This is a genomic window from Kordia sp. (assembly GCF_965283645.1).
GTDB lineage: Bacteria > Bacteroidota > Bacteroidia > Flavobacteriales > Flavobacteriaceae > Kordia.
This window is the reverse complement of record NZ_CBDIPG010000001.1, coordinates 1,685,729-1,709,732: the sequence shown is the minus strand read 5'-3', so window position 1 is coordinate 1,709,732 and position 24,004 is coordinate 1,685,729. Positions and strand designations below refer to the sequence as shown.

At 43.9% G+C, this 24,004-nt stretch carries 4 protein-coding genes; all 4 read left to right on the top strand.

The genetic code is table 11. From position 1 onward, the window contains the following. Nucleotides 1-33 precede the first annotated feature (33 nt). The 4 genes from ACQ654_RS07365 to ACQ654_RS07350 are packed head-to-tail and all read left to right on the top strand — an operon-like array spanning nucleotide 34 to nucleotide 23,955. Complete coding sequence (locus tag ACQ654_RS07365) at nucleotides 34-855, top strand: Calx-beta domain-containing protein (protein ID WP_430409681.1); 822 nt, start codon at nucleotides 34-36, stop codon at nucleotides 853-855. Beyond that, nucleotides 773-1,090 carry a hypothetical protein gene (locus ACQ654_RS07360; RefSeq protein WP_430409680.1) on the top strand — a complete coding sequence of 106 codons (318 nt, stop codon included), beginning with the start codon at nucleotides 773-775 and terminating at the stop codon, nucleotides 1,088-1,090. The genes ACQ654_RS07365 and ACQ654_RS07360 overlap by 83 nt, the downstream gene beginning before the upstream one ends. Further along, nucleotides 1,002-5,951: a beta strand repeat-containing protein gene (locus ACQ654_RS07355; protein ID WP_430409679.1), complete on the top strand. Its 4,950-nt coding sequence runs from the start codon at nucleotides 1,002-1,004 to the stop codon at nucleotides 5,949-5,951. The genes ACQ654_RS07360 and ACQ654_RS07355 overlap by 89 nt, the downstream gene beginning before the upstream one ends. Beyond that, entirely contained in the window at nucleotides 5,914-23,955 is an 18,042-nt protein-coding gene (locus ACQ654_RS07350) for a Calx-beta domain-containing protein (RefSeq protein ID WP_430409678.1), read from the top strand. The genes ACQ654_RS07355 and ACQ654_RS07350 overlap by 38 nt, the downstream gene beginning before the upstream one ends. Nucleotides 23,956-24,004 lie beyond the last annotated feature (49 nt).

The window sequence follows — 24,004 nt, the reverse complement described above, 5'->3', positions numbered from 1 at the left end:
AACGGTAGCAGAAGATGGCGGCTCAGCGCATCAGTGTACCAGTCATCAATCGACAATCCAAGCTCAGTAGATACGGTAGTAGCAATCACTACAGTAGATAACAGTGCAGAAGATCCAAATGATTATACAAGCACGACAGTTACGGCAACGATCCCAGCAGGACAAACGACTGTGAATGTAAGCATTCCAATTACAGATGACACCATCGGAGAACCAACAGAGGACTTTACGGTAAATGGTAGCGTTACCAGTGGAAACACTTCTAACACGACAGATAGCGGAACGGTAACCATCACAGATAATGATACGCCTGCTTTCACGGTAGGAGATGTAACCGTAGCAGAAGATAACGGTAGCGCATCAGTACCAGTTTCAATTGACAATCCAAGCTCAGTAGACACGGTAGTAGCAATCACTACAGTAGATAACAGTGCAGAAGATCCAAATGATTATACAAGCACCACTGTTACGGCAACGATTCCAGCAGGACAAACGACTGTGAATGTATCCATTCCTATTACGGATGATACCGTTGGAGAACCAACAGAGGACTTTACGGTAAACGGAAGCGTTACCAGTGGAAACACTTCTAATACAACAGACAGTGGAACGGTAACGATCACTGATAACGACACGCCTGCTTTCACAGTAGGAGATGTAACGGTAGCAGAAGATGGCGGTAGTGCATCAGTACCAGTAAGCATTGACAATCCAAGCTCAGTAGATACGGTAGTATCAATCACTACAGTAGATAACAGTGCAGAAGATCCAAATGATTATACAAGCACCGACTGTTACGGCAACGATTCCAGCAGGACAAACGACTGTGAATGTATCAATTCCAATTACAGATGACACCGTTGGAGAACCGACAGAGGACTTCACGGTAAACGGAAGCGTTACCAGTGGAAACACTTCTAACACAACAGACAGCGGAATAGTAACCATCACAGATAACGACACGCCTGCTTTCACAGTAGGAGATGTAACGGTAGCAGAAGATGGCGGCTCAGCGCATCAGTGTACCAGTAAGCAATCGACAATCCAAGCAGTCAGTAGACACCGTAGTAGCAATCACTACAGTAGATAACAGTGCAGAAGATCCAAATGATTATACAAGCACCACAGTTACGGCAACGATCCCAGCAGGACAAACGACTGTGAATGTAAGCATTCCAATTACAGATGACACCATCGGAGAACCAACAGAGGACTTTACGGTAAACGGTAGCGTTACCAGTGGAAACACTTCTAACACGACAGATAGCGGAACGGTAACCATCACAGATAATGATACGCCTGCTTTCACGGTAGGAGATGTAACCGTAGCAGAAGATAACGGTAGCGCATCAGTACCAGTTTCAATTGACAATCCAAGCTCAGTAGACACGGTAGTAGCAATCACTACAGTAGATAACAGTGCAGAAGATCCAAATGATTATACAAGCACCACAGTTACGGCAACGATCCCAGCAGGACAAACAACTGTGAATGTAAGTATTCCAATTACAGATGACACCATCGGAGAACCAACAGAGGACTTTACGGTAAATGGTAGCGTTACCAGTGGAAACACTTCTAACACGACAGATAGCGGAACGGTAACCATCACAGATAATGATACGCCTGCTTTCACGGTAGGAGATGTAACCGTAGCAGAAGATAACGGTAGCGCATCAGTACCAGTTTCAATTGACAATCCAAGCTCAGTAGACACGGTAGTAGCAATCACTACAGTAGATAACAGTGCAGAAGATCCAAACGATTATACAACTACAACCGTAACGGCAACGATCCCAGCAGGACAAACAACTGTGAATGTAAGCATTCCAATTACGGATGATACCGTTGGAGAACCAACAGAGGACTTCACGGTAAACGGAAGCGTTACCAGTGGAAACACTTCTAATACAACAGACTCAGGAACGGTAACGATCACTGATAATGACACACCTGCTTTCACAGTAGGAGATGTAACCGTAGCAGAAGATAACGGTAGCGCAAGTGTGCCAGTCTCAATCGACAATCCAAGCTCAGTAGACACGGTAGTAGCAATCACTACAGTAGACAACAGTGCAGAAGATCCAAACGATTATACAAGCACGACTGTTACAGCGACGATCCCAGCAGGACAAACAACTGTGAATGTATCAATTCCAATTACAGATGATACCGTTGGAGAACCAACAGAGGACTTTACGGTAAACGGAAGCGTTACCAGTGGAAACACTTCTAATACAACAGACAGTGGAACGGTAACCATCACAGATAACGACACGCCTGCTTTCACAGTAGGAGATGTAACCGTAGCAGAAGATAACGGAAGTGCATCAGTACCAGTCTCAATCGACAATCCAAGCTCAGTAGATACGGTAGTAGCAATCACTACAGTAGACAACAGTGCAGAAGATCCAAACGATTATACAACAACGACCGTAACTGCAACGATTCCAGCAGGACAAACAACTGTGAATGTAAGCATTCCAATTACGGATGATACCGTTGGAGAACCGACAGAGGACTTTACGGTAAACGGAAGCGTTACCAGTGGAAACACATCAAATACAACAGACAGTGGAACGGTAACGATCACTGATAACGACACGCCTGCTTTCACGGTAGGAGATGTAACGGTAGCAGAAGATAACGGCTCAGCAAGTGTACCAGTCTCAATCGACAATCCAAGCTCAGTTGACACGGTAGTAGCAATCACTACAGTAGACAACAGTGCAGAAAATCCAAATGATTATACAAGCACCACAGTTACGGCAACGATTCCAGCAGGACAGACAACCGTGAATGTAAGCATTCCAATTACAGATGATACCGTTGGAGAACCAACAGAGGACTTCACGGTAAACGGAAGCGTTACCAGTGGAAACACTTCTAATACAACAGATTCAGGAACAGTAACCATCACAGATAACGACACGCCTGCTTTTACGGTAGGAGATGTAACGGTAGCAGAAGATAACGGATCAGCAAGTGTACCCGTATCAATCGACAATCCAAGCTCAGTAGGCACGGTAGTAGCAATCACTACAGTAGATAGCAGTGCAGAAGATCCAAATGATTATACAACTACAACCGTAACGGCAACGATCCCAGCAGGACAAACGACTGTGAATGTATCCATTCCTATTACGGATGATACCGTTGGAGAACCAACAGAGGACTTTACGGTAAATGGAAGCGTTACCAGTGGAAACACATCAAATGCAACTGACAGCGGAACAGTAACCATCACAGATAACGACACGCCTGCTTTTACGGTAGGAGATGTAACGATCGCAGAAGATGGCGGCTCAGCAAGTGTACCAGTATCAATTGACAATCCAAGCTCAGTAGACACGGTAGTGTCAATCACTACAGTAGACAACAGTGCAGAAGATCCAAACGATTATACAAGCACGACTGTTACAGCGACGATCCCAGCAGGACAAACAACTGTGAATGTATCAATTCCAATTACAGATGATACCGTTGGAGAACCAACAGAGGACTTTACGGTAAACGGAAGCGTTACCAGTGGAAACACATCAAATACAACAGACAGTGGAACGGTAACGATCACAGATAACGACACGCCTGCTTTCACAGTAGGAGATGTAACCGTAGCAGAAGATAACGGTAGCGCATCAGTACCAGTAAGCATTGACAATCCAAGCTCAGTTGATACGGTAGTAGCAATCACTACAGTAGACAACAGTGCAGAAGATCCAAATGATTATACAAGCACCACAGTTACAGCGACGATCCCAGCAGGACAAACGACTGTGAATGTATCAATTCCAATTACGGATGATACCGTTGGAGAACCGACAGAGGACTTTACGGTAAACGGAAGCGTTACCAGTGGAAACACATCAAATACAACAGACAGTGGAACGGTAACGATCACAGATAACGACACGCCTGCTTTTACGGTAGGAGATGTAACGGTAGCAGAAGATAACGGCTCAGCAAGTGTACCAGTCTCAATCGACAATCCAAGCTCAGTTGACACGGTAGTAGCAATCACTACAGTAGACAACAGTGCAGAAAATCCAAATGATTATACAAGCACCACAGTTACGGCAACGATTCCAGCAGGACAGACAACCGTGAATGTAAGCATTCCAATTACAGATGATACCGTTGGAGAACCGACAGAGGACTTTACGGTAAACGGAAGCGTTACCAGTGGAAACACTTCAAACACAACAGATTCAGGAACAGTAACCATCACAGATAACGACACGCCTGCTTTCACAGTAGGAGATGTAACCGTAGCAGAAGATAACGGAAGTGCATCAGTACCAGTCTCAATCGACAATCCAAGCTCAGTTGACACGGTAGTAGCAATCACTACAGTAGATAACAGTGCAGAAAATCCAAATGATTATACAAGCACGACAGTAACTGCAACGATTCCAGCAGGACAAACAACTGTGAATGTATCAATTCCAATTACAGATGATACCGTTGGAGAACCGACAGAAGACTTTACGGTAAACGGAAGCGTTACCAGTGGAAACACATCAAACACAACAGACAGCGGAACGGTAACGATCACTGATAACGACACGCCTGCTTTCACAGTAGGAGATGTAACCGTAGCAGAAGATAACGGAAGTGCATCAGTACCAGTCTCAATCGACAATCCAAGCTCAGTAGATACGGTAGTAGCAATCACTACAGTAGACAACAGTGCAGAAGATCCAAACGATTATACAACAACGACCGTAACTGCAACGATCCCAGCAGGACAAACAACTGTGAATGTATCAATTCCAATTACGGATGATACCGTTGGAGAACCAACAGAGGACTTTACGGTAAACGGAAGCGTTACCAGTGGAAACACTTCTAATGCGACAGACAGTGGAACAGTAACCATCACAGATAACGACACGCCTGCTTTCACAGTAGGAGATGTAACGGTAGCAGAAGATAACGGCTCAGCGAGTGTACCAGTCTCAATCGACAATCCAAGCTCAGTAGACACGGTAGTGTCAATCACTACAGTAGATAACAGTGCAGAAGATCCGAACGATTATACAAGCACCACAGTTACTGCAACGATTCCAGCAGGACAAACAACTGTGAATGTAAGTATTCCAATTACAGATGATACCGTTGGAGAACCAACAGAGGACTTTACGGTAAATGGAAGCGTTACCAGTGGAAACACTTCTAATGCGACAGACAGTGGAACAGTAACCATCACAGATAACGACACGCCTGCTTTCACAGTAGGAGATGTAACGGTAGCAGAAGATAACGGCTCAGCGAGTGTACCAGTCTCAATCGACAATCCAAGCTCAGTAGACACGGTAGTGTCAATCACTACAGTAGATAACAGTGCAGAAGATCCGAACGATTATACAAGCACCACAGTTACTGCAACGATTCCAGCAGGACAAACAACTGTGAATGTAAGTATTCCAATTACAGATGATACCGTTGGAGAACCAACAGAGGACTTTACGGTAAACGGAAGCGTTACCAGTGGAAACACTTCTAATGCGACAGATTCAGGAACAGTAACCATCACAGATAACGACACGCCTGCTTTCACAGTAGGAGATGTAACCGTAGCAGAAGATGGCGGTAGTGCATCAGTACCAGTAAGCATTGACAATCCAAGCTCAGTAGATACGGTAGTATCAATCACTACAGTAGATAACAGTGCAGAAGATCCAAATGATTATACAAGCACCACTGTTACGGCAACGATTCCAGCAGGACAAACGACTGTGAATGTATCCATTCCTATTACGGATGATACCGTTGGAGAACCAACAGAGGACTTTACGGTAAATGGAAGCGTTACCAGTGGAAACACTTCTAATACAACAGACAGCGGAACAGTAACCATCACAGATAACGACACGCCTGCTTTCACGGTAGGAGATGTAACGGTAGCAGAAGATGGCGGCTCAGGCATCAGTGTACCAGTATGCAATTGACAATCCAAGCTCAGTAGACACGGTAGTGTCAATCACTACAGTAGATAACAGTGCAGAAGATCCAAATGATTATACAAGCACCACTGTTACGGCAACGATCCCAGCAGGACAAACGACTGTGAATGTATCAATTCCAATTACAGATGATACCGTTGGAGAACCAACAGAGGACTTTACGGTAAACGGAAGCGTTACCAGTGGAAACACTTCTAACACGACAGACAGCGGAACGGTAACCATCACAGATAATGATACGCCTGCTTTCACGGTAGGAGATGTAACCGTAGCAGAAGATAACGGTAGCGCATCAGTACCAGTTTCAATTGACAATCCAAGCTCAGTAGACACGGTAGTAGCAATCACTACAGTAGATAACAGTGCAGAAGATCCAAATGATTATACAAGCACCACAGTTACGGCAACGATCCCAGCAGGACAAACAACTGTGAATGTAAGTATTCCAATTACAGATGACACCATCGGAGAACCAACAGAGGACTTTACGGTAAATGGTAGCGTTACCAGTGGAAACACTTCTAACACGACAGATAGCGGAACGGTAACCATCACAGATAATGATACGCCTGCTTTCACGGTAGGAGATGTAACCGTAGCAGAAGATAACGGTAGCGCATCAGTACCAGTTTCAATTGACAATCCAAGCTCAGTAGACACGGTAGTAGCAATCACTACAGTAGATAACAGTGCAGAAGATCCAAACGATTATACAACTACAACCGTAACGGCAACGATCCCAGCAGGACAAACAACTGTGAATGTAAGTATTCCAATTACGGATGATACCGTTGGAGAACCAACAGAGGACTTCACGGTAAACGGAAGCGTTACCAGTGGAAACACTTCTAATACAACAGACTCAGGAACGGTAACGATCACTGATAATGACACACCTGCTTTCACAGTAGGAGATGTAACCGTAGCAGAAGATAACGGTAGCGCAAGTGTGCCAGTCTCAATCGACAATCCAAGCTCAGTAGACACGGTAGTAGCAATCACTACAGTAGACAACAGTGCAGAAGATCCAAACGATTATACAAGCACGACTGTTACAGCGACGATCCCAGCAGGACAAACGACTGTGAATGTATCAATTCCAATTACAGATGATACCGTTGGAGAACCAACAGAGGACTTTACGGTAAACGGAAGCGTTACCAGTGGAAACACTTCTAATACAACAGACAGTGGAACGGTAACGATCACTGATAACGACACGCCTGCTTTCACAGTAGGAGATGTAACCGTAGCAGAAGATAACGGAAGTGCATCAGTACCAGTCTCAATCGACAATCCAAGCTCAGTAGATACGGTAGTAGCAATCACTACAGTAGACAACAGTGCAGAAGATCCAAACGATTATACAACAACGACCGTAACTGCAACGATTCCAGCAGGACAAACAACTGTGAATGTAAGCATTCCAATTACGGATGATACCGTTGGAGAACCGACAGAGGACTTTACGGTAAACGGAAGCGTTACCAGTGGAAACACATCAAATACAACAGACAGTGGAACGGTAACGATCACTGATAACGACACGCCTGCTTTCACAGTAGGAGATGTAACGGTAGCAGAAGATAACGGCTCAGCAAGTGTACCAGTCTCAATCGACAATCCAAGCTCAGTTGACACGGTAGTAGCAATCACTACAGTAGACAACAGTGCAGAAAATCCAAATGATTATACAAGCACCACAGTTACGGCAACGATTCCAGCAGGACAGACAACCGTGAATGTAAGCATTCCAATTACAGATGATACCGTTGGAGAACCGACAGAGGACTTTACGGTAAACGGAAGCGTTACCAGTGGAAACACTTCTAACACAACAGACAGCGGAATAGTAACCATCACAGATAACGACACGCCTGCTTTCACAGTAGGAGATGTAACGGTAGCAGAAGATGGCGGTAGCGCATCAGTGCCAGTAAGCATCGACAATCCAAGCTCAGTAGATACCGTAGTAGCAATCACTACAGTAGATAACAGTGCAGAAGATCCAAATGATTATACAAGCACCACAGTTACGGCAACGATCCCAGCAGGACAAACGACTGTGAATGTATCCATTCCTATTACGGATGATACCGTTGGAGAACCAACAGAGGACTTTACGGTAAATGGTAGCGTTACCAGTGGAAACACTTCTAACACGACAGATAGCGGAACGGTAACCATCACAGATAATGATACGCCTGCTTTCACGGTAGGAGATGTAACCGTAGCAGAAGATAACGGTAGCGCATCAGTACCAGTTTCAATTGACAATCCAAGCTCAGTAGACACGGTAGTAGCAATCACTACAGTAGATAACAGTGCAGAAGATCCAAATGATTATACAAGCACCACTGTTACGGCAACGATTCCAGCAGGACAAACGACTGTGAATGTATCCATTCCTATTACGGATGATACCGTTGGAGAACCAACAGAGGACTTTACGGTAAATGGAAGCGTTACCAGTGGAAACACTTCTAATACAACAGACAGTGGAACGGTAACGATCACTGATAACGACACGCCTGCTTTCACAGTAGGAGATGTAACCGTAGCAGAAGATAACGGAAGTGCATCAGTACCAGTCTCAATCGACAATCCAAGCTCAGTAGATACGGTAGTAGCAATCACTACAGTAGACAACAGTGCAGAAGATCCAAACGATTATACAACAACGACCGTAACTGCAACGATTCCAGCAGGACAAACAACTGTGAATGTAAGCATTCCAATTACGGATGATACCGTTGGAGAACCGACAGAGGACTTTACGGTAAACGGAAGCGTTACCAGTGGAAACACATCAAATACAACAGACAGTGGAACGGTAACGATCACTGATAACGACACGCCTGCTTTCACAGTAGGAGATGTAACGGTAGCAGAAGATAACGGCTCAGCAAGTGTACCAGTCTCAATCGACAATCCAAGCTCAGTTGACACGGTAGTAGCAATCACTACAGTAGATAACAGTGCAGAAGATCCAAATGATTATACAAGCACCACAGTTACGGCAACGATCCCAGCAGGACAAACGACTGTGAATGTAAGCATTCCAATTACAGATGACACCATCGGAGAACCAACAGAGGACTTTACGGTAAATGGTAGCGTTACCAGTGGAAACACTTCTAACACGACAGATAGCGGAACGGTAACCATCACAGATAATGATACGCCTGCTTTCACGGTAGGAGATGTAACCGTAGCAGAAGATAACGGTAGCGCATCAGTACCAGTTTCAATTGACAATCCAAGCTCAGTAGACACGGTAGTAGCAATCACTACAGTAGACAACAGTGCAGAAGATCCAAATGATTATACAAGCACCACAGTTACGGCAACGATCCCAGCAGGACAAACGACTGTGAATGTATCAATTCCAATTACGGATGATACCGTTGGAGAACCAACAGAGGACTTTACGGTAAATGGTAGCGTTACCAGTGGAAACACTTCTAACACGACAGATAGCGGAACGGTAACCATCACAGATAATGATACGCCTGCTTTCACGGTAGGAGATGTAACCGTAGCAGAAGATAACGGTAGCGCATCAGTACCAGTTTCAATTGACAATCCAAGCTCAGTAGACACGGTAGTAGCAATCACTACAGTAGATAACAGTGCAGAAGATCCAAACGATTATACAACTACAACCGTAACGGCAACGATCCCAGCAGGACAAACAACTGTGAATGTAAGCATTCCAATTACGGATGATACCGTTGGAGAACCAACAGAGGACTTTACGGTAAATGGAAGCGTTACCAGTGGAAACACTTCTAACACAACAGACTCAGGAACGGTAACGATCACTGATAATGACACGCCTGCTTTCACAGTAGGAGATGTAACCGTAGCAGAAGATAACGGAAGTGCATCAGTACCCGTATCAATTGACAATCCAAGCTCAGTAGACACGGTAGTGTCAATCACTACAGTAGATAACAGTGCAGAAGATCCAAACGATTATACAAGCACGACTGTTACTGCAACGATCCCAGCAGGACAAACAACTGTGAATGTAAGTATTCCAATTACGGATGATACCGTTGGAGAACCAACAGAGGACTTCACTGTAAATGGAAGCGTTACCAGTGGAAACACATCAAACACAACAGACAGCGGAACAGTAACCATCACAGATAACGACACGCCTGCTTTCACAGTAGGAGATGTAACCGTAGCAGAAGATAACGGATCAGCAAGTGTACCAGTCTCAATTGACAATCCAAGCTCAGTAGACACGGTAGTAGCAATCACTACAGTAGACAACAGTGCAGAAGATCCAAATGATTATACAACAACGACTGTTACTGCAACGATTCCAGCAGGACAGACAAGCGTGAATGTAAGCATTCCAATTACAGATGATACCGTTGGAGAACCAACAGAGGACTTCACGGTAAACGGAAGCGTTACCAGTGGAAACACTTCTAATGCGACAGACAGCGGAACAGTAACCATCACAGATAATGACACGCCTGCTTTCACGGTAGGAGATGTAACGGTAGCAGAAGATAACGGCTCAGCAAGTGTACCAGTCTCAATCGACAATCCAAGCTCAGTAGATACGGTAGTAGCAATCACTACAGTAGATAACAGTGCAGAAGATCCAAATGATTATACAAGCACGACCGTTACTGCAACGATCCCAGCAGGACAAACGACTGTGAATGTAAGTATTCCAATTACAGATGATACCGTTGGAGAACCAACAGAGGACTTTACGGTAAACGGAAGTGTTACCAGTGGAAACACTTCTAATGCGACAGATTCAGGAACAGTAACCATCACAGATAACGACACGCCTGCTTTCACAGTAGGAGATGTAACCATAGCAGAAGATAACGGTAGCGCATCAGTACCAGTAAGCATTGATAATCCAAGTAGTGTAGACACGGTAGTATCAATCACTACAGTAGACAACAGTGCAGAAGATCCAAACGATTATACCACAACGACTGTTACGGCAACGATTCCAGCAGGACAGACAACCGTGAATGTAAGCATTCCAATTACAGATGACACCGTTGGAGAACCGACAGAAGACTTCACGGTAAACGGAAGCGTTACCAGTGGAAACACATCAAACACAACAGACAGCGGAACAGTAACCATCACAGATAATGACACGCCTGCTTTCACGGTAGGAGATGTAACGGTAGCAGAAGATAACGGCTCAGCAAGTGTACCAGTCTCAATCGACAATCCAAGCAGTGTAGACACGGTAGTAGCAATCACTACAGTAGATAACAGTGCAGAAGATCCAAATGATTATACAACAACGACCGTTACTGCAACGATTCCAGCAGGACAAACGACTGTGAATGTATCAATTCCAATTACAGATGATACCGTTGGAGAACCAACAGAGGACTTTACGGTAAACGGAAGCGTTACCAGTGGAAACACGAGCAATACAACAGACAGTGGAACGGTAACGATCACTGATAACGACACGCCTGCTTTCACAGTAGGAGATGTAACCGTAGCAGAAGATAACGGTAGTGCATCAGTACCAGTTTCAATCGACAATCCAAGCTCAGTAGATACGGTAGTAGCAATCACTACAGTAGATAACAGTGCAGAAGATCCAAATGATTATACAACAACGACCGTTACTGCAACGATTCCAGCAGGACAAACGACTGTGAATGTATCAATTCCAATTACAGATGATACCGTTGGAGAACCAACAGAGGACTTTACGGTAAACGGAAGCGTTACCAGTGGAAACACGAGCAATACAACAGACAGTGGAACGGTAACGATCACTGATAACGACACGCCTGCTTTCACAGTAGGAGATGTAACCGTTGCAGAAGATAACGGTAGTGCATCAGTACCAGTTTCAATCGACAATCCAAGCTCAGTAGATACGGTAGTAGCAATCACTACAGTAGATAACAGTGCAGAAGATCCAAACGATTATACAACTACAACCGTAACTGCAACGATTCCAGCAGGACAAACAACTGTGAATGTAAGCATTCCAATTACGGATGATACCGTTGGAGAACCGACAGAGGACTTTACGGTAAACGGAAGCGTTACCAGTGGAAACACATCAAATACAACAGACAGTGGAACGGTAACGATCACTGATAACGACACGCCTGCTTTCACGGTAGGAGATGTAACGGTAGCAGAAGATAACGGCTCAGCAAGTGTACCAGTCTCAATCGACAATCCAAGCTCAGTTGACACGGTAGTAGCAATCACTACAGTAGACAACAGTGCAGAAAATCCAAATGATTATACAAGCACCACAGTTACGGCAACGATTCCAGCAGGACAGACAACCGTGAATGTAAGCATTCCAATTACAGATGATACCGTTGGAGAACCAACAGAGGACTTTACGGTAAATGGAAGCGTTACCAGTGGAAACACTTCTAACACAACAGATTCAGGAACAGTAACCATCACAGATAACGACACGCCTGCTTTTACGGTAGGAGATGTAACGGTAGCAGAAGATAACGGATCAGCAAGTGTACCCGTATCAATCGACAATCCAAGCTCAGTAGGCACGGTAGTAGCAATCACTACAGTAGATAGCAGTGCAGAAGATCCAAATGATTATACAACTACAACCGTAACGGCAACGATCCCAGCAGGACAAACGACTGTGAATGTATCCATTCCTATTACGGATGATACCGTTGGAGAACCAACAGAGGACTTTACGGTAAATGGAAGCGTTACCAGTGGAAACACATCAAATGCAACTGACAGCGGAACAGTAACCATCACAGATAACGACACGCCTGCTTTTACGGTAGGAGATGTAACGATCGCAGAAGATGGCGGCTCAGCAAGTGTACCAGTATCAATTGACAATCCAAGCTCAGTAGACACGGTAGTGTCAATCACTACAGTAGACAACAGTGCAGAAGATCCAAACGATTATACAAGCACGACTGTTACAGCGACGATCCCAGCAGGACAAACAACTGTGAATGTATCAATTCCAATTACGGATGATACCGTTGGAGAACCGACAGAGGACTTTACGGTAAATGGAAGCGTTACCAGTGGAAACACTTCTAATACAACAGACAGTGGAACGGTAACCATCACAGATAACGACACGCCTGCTTTCACAGTAGGAGATGTAACCGTAGCAGAAGATAACGGTAGCGCATCAGTACCAGTAAGCATTGACAATCCAAGCTCAGTTGATACGGTAGTAGCAATCACTACAGTAGACAACAGTGCAGAAGATCCAAATGATTATACAAGCACCACAGTTACAGCGACGATCCCAGCAGGACAAACGACTGTGAATGTATCAATTCCAATTACGGATGATACCGTTGGAGAACCGACAGAGGACTTTACGGTAAACGGAAGCGTTACCAGTGGAAACACATCAAATACAACAGACAGTGGAACGGTAACGATCACAGATAACGACACGCCTGCTTTTACGGTAGGAGATGTAACGGTAGCAGAAGATAACGGCTCAGCAAGTGTACCAGTCTCAATCGACAATCCAAGCTCAGTTGACACGGTAGTAGCAATCACTACAGTAGACAACAGTGCAGAAAATCCAAATGATTATACAAGCACCACAGTTACGGCAACGATTCCAGCAGGACAAACAACTGTGAATGTGAGCATTCCAATTACAGATGATACCGTTGGAGAACCAACAGAGGACTTCACGGTAAACGGAAGCGTTACCAGTGGAAACACGAGCAACACAACAGATAGCGGAACAGTAACCATCACAGATAACGACACGCCTGCTTTCACAGTAGGAGATGTAACCGTAGCAGAAGATAACGGTAGCGCATCAGTACCAGTAAGCATTGACAATCCAAGCTCAGTTGATACGGTAGTAGCAATCACTACAGTAGATAACAGTGCAGAAGATCCAAATGATTATACAAGCACGACCGTAACTGCAACGATTCCAGCAGGACAAACAACTGTGAATGTATCAATTCCAATTACAGATGATACCGTTGGAGAACCAACAGAGGACTTTACGGTAAACGGAAGCGTTACCAGTGGAAACACTTCTAACACAACAGACAGTGGAACGGTAACGATCACTGATAACGACACGCCTGCTTTTACGGTAGGAGATGTAACCGTAGCAGAAGATAACGGAAGTGCAAGTGTACCTGTATCAATCGACAATCCAAGCTCAGTAGATACCGTAGTGTCAATCACTACAGTAGATAGCAGTGCAGAAGATCCAAATGATTATACAACTACGACCGTTACTGCAACGATTCCAGCAGGACAGACAACTGTGAATGTAAGCATTCCAATTACAGATGATACCGTTGGAGAACCAACAGAGGACTTTACGGTAAATGGAAGCGTTACCAGTGGAAACACTTCTAACACAACAGATTCAGGAACAGTAACCATCACAGATAACGACACGCCTGCTTTCACAGTAGGAGATGTAACGGTAGCAGAAGATAACGGAAGCGCATCAGTGCCAGTAAGCATTGACAATCCAAGCTCAGTTGACACGGTAGTAGCAATCACTACAGTAGACAACAGTGCAGAAGATCCAAATGATTATACAACAACGACCGTTACTGCGACGATCCCAGCAGGACAGACAACAGTGAATGTAAGCATTCCAATTACAGATGATACCGTTGGAGAACCAACAGAGGACTTTACGGTAAACGGAAACGTTACCAGTGGAAACACATCAAACACAACAGACAGTGGAACAGTAACCATCACAGATAACGACACGCCTGCTTTCACGGTAGGAGATGTAACCGTAGCAGAAGATAACGGAAGTGCAAGTGTACCAGTCTCAATCGACAATCCAAGTAGTGTAGATACGGTAGTAGCAATCACTACAGTAGATAACAGTGCAGAAGATCCAAACGATTATACAAGCACCACTGTTACTGCGACGATTCCAGCAGGACAAACGACTGTGAATGTAAGCATTCCAATTACGGATGATACCGTTGGAGAACCGACAGAGGACTTTACGGTAAATGGAAGCGTTACCAGTGGAAACACTTCTAATACAACAGACAGTGGAACGGTAACCATCACAGATAACGACACACCTGCTTTCACGGTAGGAGATGTAACCGTAGCAGAAGATAACGGAAGTGCAAGTGTACCAGTCTCAATCGACAATCCAAGCTCAGTAGATACGGTAGTGTCAATCACTACAGTAGATAACAGTGCAGAAGATCCAAACGATTATACAAGCACGACCGTAACTGCAACGATTCCAGCAGGACAAACAACTGTGAATGTGAGTATTCCAATTACAGATGATACCGTTGGAGAACCAACAGAGGACTTTACGGTAAATGGAAGCGTTACCAGTGGAAACACTTCTAATACAACAGACAGTGGAACGGTAACGATCACAGATAACGACACGCCTGCTTTCACGGTAGGAGATGTAACGGTAGCAGAAGATAACGGCTCAGCGAGTGTACCAGTAAGCATTGACAATCCAAGCTCAGTTGACACGGTAGTAGCAATCACTACAGTAGATAACAGTGCAGAAGATCCAAATGATTATACATCAACGACTGTTACTGCAACGATTCCAGCAGGACAAACAACTGTGAATGTGAGCATTCCAATTACAGATGATACCGTTGGAGAACCAACAGAGGACTTTACGGTAAACGGAAGCGTTACCAGTGGAAACACTTCTAACACAACAGATTCAGGAACAGTAACCATCACAGATAATGACACGCCTGCTTTCACAGTAGGAGATGTAACCGTAGCAGAAGATAACGGCTCAGCGAGTGTACCAGTCTCAATTGATAATCCAAGCTCAGTAGATACGGTAGTAGCAATCACTACAGTAGACAACAGTGCAGAAGATCCAAATGATTATACAACAACGACCGTTACTGCGACGATCCCAGCAGGACAGACAACAGTGAATGTAAGCATTCCAATTACAGATGATACCGTTGGAGAACCAACAGAGGACTTTACGGTAAACGGAAACGTTACCAGTGGAAACACATCAAACACAACAGACAGTGGAACAGTAACCATCACAGATAACGACACGCCTGCTTTCACGGTAGGAGATGTAACCGTAGCAGAAGATAACGGAAGTGCAAGTGTACCAGTCTCAATCGACAATCCAAGTAGTGTAGATACGGTAGTAGCAATCACTACAGTAGATAACAGTGCAGAAAATCCAAATGATTATACAAGCACCACTGTTACTGCGACGATTCCAGCAGGACAAACGACTGTGAATGTAAGCATTCCAATTACGGATGATACCGTTGGAGAACCAACAGAGGACTTTACGGTAAATGGAAGCGTTACCAGTGGAAACACTTCTAATACAACAGACAGTGGAACGGTAACCATCACAGATAACGACACACCTGCTTTCACGGTAGGAGATGTAACCGTAGCAGAAGATAACGGAAGTGCAAGTGTACCAGTCTCAATCGACAATCCAAGCTCAGTAGATACGGTAGTGTCAATCACTACAGTAGATAACAGTGCAGAAGATCCAAACGATTATACAACTACAACGGTAACTGCAACGATTCCAGCAGGACAAACAACTGTGAATGTGAGCATTCCAATTACAGATGACACCGTTGGAGAACCAACAGAGGACTTTACGGTAAATGGAAGTGTTACCAGTGGAAACACTTCTAATACAACAGACAGTGGAACGGTAACCATCACAGATAACGACACGCCTGCTTTCACGGTAGGAGATGTAACGGTAGCAGAAGATAACGGCTCAGCGAGTGTACCAGTCTCAATCGACAATCCAAGCTCAGTAGATACGGTAGTAGCAATCACTACAGTAGATAACAGTGCAGAAGATCCAAATGATTATACATCAACGACTGTTACTGCAACGATTCCAGCAGGACAAACAACTGTGAATGTGAGCATTCCAATTACAGATGATACCGTTGGAGAACCGACAGAGGACTTTACGGTAAACGGAAGCGTTACCAGTGGAAACACTTCTAACACAACAGACAGCGGAACAGTAACGATCACAGATAACGACACGCCTGCTTTCACGGTAGGAGATGTAACGGTAGCAGAAGATAACGGCTCAGCGAGTGTACCAGTAAGCATTGACAATCCAAGCTCAGTTGATACGGTAGTAGCAATCACTACAGTAGATAACAGTGCAGAAGATCCAAACGATTATACAAGCACCACTGTTACTGCGACGATCCCAGCAGGACAGACAACAGTGAATGTAAGCATTCCAATTACAGATGATACCGTTGGAGAACCAACAGAGGACTTTACGGTAAACGGAAGCGTTACCAGTGGAAACACTTCTAATGCGACAGATTCAGGAACAGTAACCATCACAGATAACGACACGCCTGCTTTTACGGTAGGAGATGTAACCGTAGCAGAAGATAACGGAAGTGCATCAGTGCCAGTATCAATCGACAATCCAAGTTCAGTAGACACGGTAGTAGCAATCACTACAGTAGATAACAGTGCAGAAAATCCAAATGATTATACAAGCACGACTGTTACTGCGACGATTCCAGCAGGACAAACGACTGTGAATGTAAGCATTCCAATTACGGATGATACCGTTGGAGAACCAACAGAGGACTTCACGGTAAACGGTAGCGTTACCAGTGGAAACACTTCTAATGCGACTGATAGTGGAACGGTAACAATCTTAGACAACGAGCAACCAACGGTAAGTATCGGAGATGTAGTTGTGAATGAAGGTGACGGCACTGCAAGTGTACCAGTAAGTATCGACATGCCAAGTCCAACAGATGTAGTGATCAACATCACCACAACAGATGGAACGGCAGGTAGTGGCGATTACACAAGCACAACAATAACAGTAACAATTCCAGCAGGACAAACGACGGTAGATGTATCAATCCCGATTACGGATGATATGGATGTAGAACCTAGTGAGGACTTCACTGTCAATGGAAACGTTACAAGTGGAAATACAAGCAATACAAATCCAAGTGGAACGGTAACAATCTTAGACAACGAGCAACCAACGGTAAGTATCGGAGATGTAGTTGTGAATGAAGGTGACGGCACTGCAAGTGTACCAGTAAGTATCGACATGCCAAGTCCAACAGATGTAGTGATCAACATCACCACAACAGATGGAACGGCAGGTAGTGGCGATTACACAAGCACAACAATAACAGTAACAATTCCAGCAGGACAAACGACGGTAGATGTATCAATCCCGATTACGGATGATATGGATGTAGAACCTAGTGAGGACTTCACTGTCAATGGAAACGTTACAAGTGGAAATACAAGCAATACAAATCCAAGTGGAACGGTAACAATCTTAGACAACGAGCAACCAACGGTAAGCATCGGAGATGTAATTGTGAATGAAGGTGACGGCACTGCAAGTGTACCAGTAAGTATCGACATGCCAAGTCCAACAGATGTAGTGATCAACATCACCACAACAGATGGAACGGCAGGTAGTGGCGATTACACAAGCACCACAATAACAGTAACAATTCCAGCAGGACAAACGACGGTAGATGTATCAATCCCGATTACGGATGATATGGATGTAGAACCTAGTGAGGACTTCACTGTTAACGGGAATGTTACTAGTGGAAACACAGCAAATACGAACCCAAGTGGAACGGTAACAATCTTAGACAACGAGCAACCAACGGTAAGCATCGGAGATGTAGTTGTGAACGAAGGTGACGGCACTGCAAGTGTACCAGTAAGTATCGACATGCCAAGTCCAACAGACGTAGTGATCAACATCACCACAACAGATGGAACGGCAGGTAGTGGCGATTATACAAGCACAACAATAACAGTAACAATTCCAGCAGGACAAACGACGGTAGATGTATCAATCCCGATTACGGATGATATGGATGTAGAACCTAGTGAGGACTTCACTGTTAACGGGAATGTTACAAGTGGAAACACAGCAAATACGAACCCAAGTGGAACGGTAACAATCTTAGATAATGATATGACACCGCCACCTTGTCCTTCATTAGTTGATAGTGATGGAGATGGACTGACTGATTGTGAGGAAACAACTGGAATTGATGATCCAAACACACCATTATCACCACCAAATGATGATGATGGTCCAACGAGTAATCCAAACGATCCATGTGATCCAATCTCAACGAGTTCATTAGTAGATAGTGACGGAGACGGACTTACAGATTGTGAAGAGACAACAGGAATGGACAATCCGAACACACCATTATCACCACCAAATGATGATGATGGACCAACGAGTAATCCAAACGATCCATGTGATCCAATCTCAACAAGTTCATTAGTAGATAGTGACGGAGACGGACTTACAGATTGTGAGGAAATTACAGGAATGGACAATCCAAACACACCATTATCACCACCAAATGATGACGATGGCCCAACGAGTAATCCAAACGATCCATGTGATCCAATCTCAACGAGTTCATTAGTAGATAGTGACGGAGACGGACTTACAGATTGTGAGGAGACAACAGGAATGGACAATCCAAATACACCATTTTCACCACCAAACGATGATGATGGACCAACGAGTAATCCAAACGATCCATGTGATCCAATCTCAACAAGTTCATTAGTAGATAGTGACGGAGACGGACTTACAGATTGTGAGGAAATTACAGGAATGGACAATCCAAACACACCATTATCACCACCAAATGATGATGATGGTCCAACGAGTAATCCAAACGATCCATGTGATCCAATCTCAACGAGTTCATTAGTAGATAGTGACGGAGACGGACTTACAGATTGTGAGGAGACAACAGGAATGGACAATCCAAACACACCATTATCACCACCAAATGATGACGATGGTCCAACGAGTAATCCAAACGATCCATGTGATCCAATCTCAACAAGTTCATTAGTAGATAGTGACGGAGACGGACTTACAGATTGTGAAGAGACAACTGGAATGGACAATCCAAACACACCATTATCACCACCAAATGATGATGATGGTCCAACAAGTAATCCAAACGATCCATGTGATCCAATCTCAACAAGTTCATTAGTAGATAGTGACGGAGACGGACTTACAGATTGTGAAGAGACAACAGGAATGGACAATCCGAACACACCATTATCACCACCAAATGATGACGATGGTCCAACAAGTAATCCAAACGATCCATGTGATCCAATCTCAACAAGTTCATTAGTAGATAGTGACGGAGACGGACTTACAGATTGTGAGGAGACAACAGGAATGGACAATCCAAACACACCATTATCACCACCAAATGATGATGATGGTCCAACAAGTAATCCAAACGATCCATGTGATCCAATCTCAACGAGTTCATTAGTAGATAGTGACGGAGACGGACTTACAGATTGTGAAGAGACAACAGGAATGGACAATCCAAATACACCATTATCACCACCAAATGATGATGATGGTCCAACAAGTAATCCAAACGATCCATGTGATCCAATCTCAACAAGTTCATTAGTAGATAGTGACGGAGACGGACTTACAGATTGTGAAGAGACAACAGGAATGGACAATCCAAACACACCATTATCACCACCAAATGATGACGATGGTCCAACGAGTAATCCAAACGATCCATGTGATCCAATCTCAACAAGTTCATTAGTAGATAGTGACGGAGACGGACTTACAGATTGTGAGGAAACAACTGGAATGGACAATCCAAACACACCATTATCACCACCAAATGATGATGATGGTCCAACAAGTAATCCAAACGATCCATGTGATCCAATCTCAACAAGTTCATTAGTAGATAGTGACGGAGACGGACTTACAGATTGTGAAGAGACAACAGGAATGGACAATCCGAACACACCATTATCACCACCAAATGATGACGATGGTCCAACAAGTAATCCAAACGATCCATGTGATCCAATCTCAACAAGTTCATTAGTAGATAGTGACGGAGACGGACTTACAGATTGTGAGGAGACAACAGGAATGGACAATCCAAACACACCATTATCACCACCAAATGATGATGATGGTCCAACAAGTAATCCAAACGATCCATGTGATCCAATCTCAACGAGTTCATTAGTAGATAGTGACGGAGACGGACTTACAGATTGTGAAGAGACAACAGGAATGGACAATCCAAACACACCATTATCACCACCAAATGATGACGATGGTCCAACGAGTAATCCAAACGATCCATGTGATCCAATCTCAACAAGTTCATTAGTAGATAGTGACGGAGACGGACTTACAGATTGTGAGGAAACAACTGGAATGGACAATCCAAACACACCATTATCACCACCAAATGATGATGATGGTCCAACAAGTAATCCAAACGATCCATGTGATCCAATCTCAACAAGTTCATTAGTAGATAGTGACGGAGACGGACTTACAGATTGTGAAGAGACAACAGGAATGGACAATCCGAACACACCATTATCACCACCAAATGATGACGATGGTCCAACAAGTAATCCAAACGATCCATGTGATCCAATCTCAACAAGTTCATTAGTAGATAGTGACGGAGACGGACTTACAGATTGTGAGGAGACAACAGGAATGGACAATCCAAACACACCATTATCACCACCAAATGATGATGATGGTCCAACAAGTAATCCAAACGATCCATGTGATCCAATCTCAACAAGTTCATTAGTAGATAGTGACGGAGACGGACTTACAGATTGTGAAGAGACAACAGGAATGGACAATCCGAACACACCATTATCACCACCAAATGATGACGATGGTCCAACAAGTAATCCAAACGATCCATGTGATCCAATCTCAACAAGTTCATTAGTAGATAGTGACGGAGACGGACTTACAGATTGTGAGGAGACAACAGGAATGGACAATCCAAACACACCATTATCACCACCAAATGATGATGATGGTCCAACAAGTAATCCAAACGATCCATGTGATCCAATCTCAACGAGTTCATTAGTAGATAGTGACGGAGACGGACTTACAGATTGTGAAGAGACAACTGGAATGGACAATCCAAATACACCATTATCACCACCAAATGATGATGATGGTCCAACAAGTAATCCAAACGATCCATGTGATCCAATCTCAACAAGTTCATTAGTAGATAGTGACGGAGACGGACTTACAGATTGTGAAGAGACAACAGGAATGGACAATCCAAACACACCATTATCACCACCAAATGATGACGATGGCCCAACAAGTAATCCAAACGATCCATGTGATCCAATCTCAACAAGTTCATTAGTAGATAGTGACGGAGACGGCTTAACAGATTGTGAAGAGACAACAGGAATGGACAATCCAAACACACCATTATCACCACCAAACGATGATGATGGTCCAACGAGTAATCCAAACGATCCATGTGATCCAATCTCAACAAGTTCATTAGTAGATAGTGACGGAGACGGACTTACAGATTGTGAGGAGACAACAGGAATGGACAATCCAAACACACCATTATCACCACCAAATGATGATGATGGTCCAACAAGTAATCCAAACGATCCATGTGATCCAATCTCAACGAGTTCATTAGTAGATAGTGACGGAGACGGACTTACAGATTGTGAAGAGACAACAGGAATGGACAATCCAAACACACCATTATCACCACCAAATGATGACGATGGTCCAACAAGTAATCCAAACGATCCATGTGATCCAATCTCAACAAGTTCATTAGTAGATAGTGACGGAGACGGACTTACAGATTGTGAGGAAATTACAGGAATGGACAATCCAAATACACCACTAGTGCCAACAGCACCAAGTGATCCAAATGATCCATGTGATCCAATCGGAATCAACACTACAGATAGTGATGGTGATGGATTAACAGATTGTGAGGAAATTACAGGTATTGACGATCCAAGTACACCAACGGTACCTACAGGACCAAGTGATCCAAGTGATCCATGTGATCCAAACCCAAGTGCAGATCCTGATGGAGACTGTGATGGTGATGGAATACCAAATGGAGTAGAAGGCGATCAAGATACAGATGGTGATGGAATCCCTGATCTATTAGATATTGATAGTGATAATGATGGTATTATTGATACAGTTGAAGCCGGAGCAAACCCAGCAACACCTGTTGACAGTGATGGAGATATGATTCCTGATTATCTAGATCAAGATAGTGATGACGATGGTATCTTAGATAACGTTGAAGCACAAACAACTGACGGATATGTTCCACCAAGCGGAATGGATGTTGATGGAAATGGATTAGACGACGCTTATGAAGTAACGCCAGGTTCAGGAGAAGGAATTAATCCTGTAAATACTGACGGAACGGATAATCCTGACTATATTGACACCGATAGTGATAATGATGGAGTATTAGATATCATAGAAGGTCATGATTATGATGGAGACGGAATTCCAGATGTAATGCCAAGTGGAAATGATATTGATAACGATGGTGTTGATGATGCATTTGATGGAGACTTAACAGGATATGGTGATCCAAATGGAGCAGCTGTAAACGATCCAACGGATGATTTACCTGATACTGACGGAACAGAAGATCAAGATTATAGAGATACTGATGATGACGGTGATGGTACACCAACAACGGATGAAAATCCTGATCCAAATGGCGACGGAGACAATAGTGATGCTGTTGATTCAAATGGTAATGGAATCCCTGATTATCTTGAGCCAAACAACAGTACACCTTCTGTAGATGATATAGAAATATTTAATGCGGTAACTCCTAACGGAGACGGAGATAATGATGTGTTCACCATCAGAAACATTGAATTATTCCCAGACAACCAAGTTAGAATATACAACAGATGGGGAGTATTAGTATACGAGACAAAAGGATATGGACAAAATGGAAACTACTTCCGAGGCGTATCTAACGGTCGAGTAACAATACAACAAAACAAGTTATTACCAGTAGGAACATATTACTACGTTATTGACTATGTAGCCAATGGTGACGCTAAAAGTAGAGCCGGTTACTTATACATACAACGATAAATTGACAAGCGAACATACTATCTTTGTAGTATGTTCGCTATAAATAATA

What these genes read in the sequence shown, in the direction of transcription:
- ACQ654_RS07355 (WP_430409679.1), top strand. Translation starts at nt 1,002, where the DNA reads ATGGCGGCTCAGCGCATCAGTGTACCAGTAAGCAATCGACAATCCAAG.
- ACQ654_RS07350 (WP_430409678.1), top strand. Translation starts at nt 5,914, where the DNA reads ATGGCGGCTCAGGCATCAGTGTACCAGTATGCAATTGACAATCCAAGC.
- ACQ654_RS07360 (WP_430409680.1), top strand. Translation starts at nt 773, where the DNA reads ATGATTATACAAGCACCGACTGTTACGGCAACGATTCCAGCAGGACAA.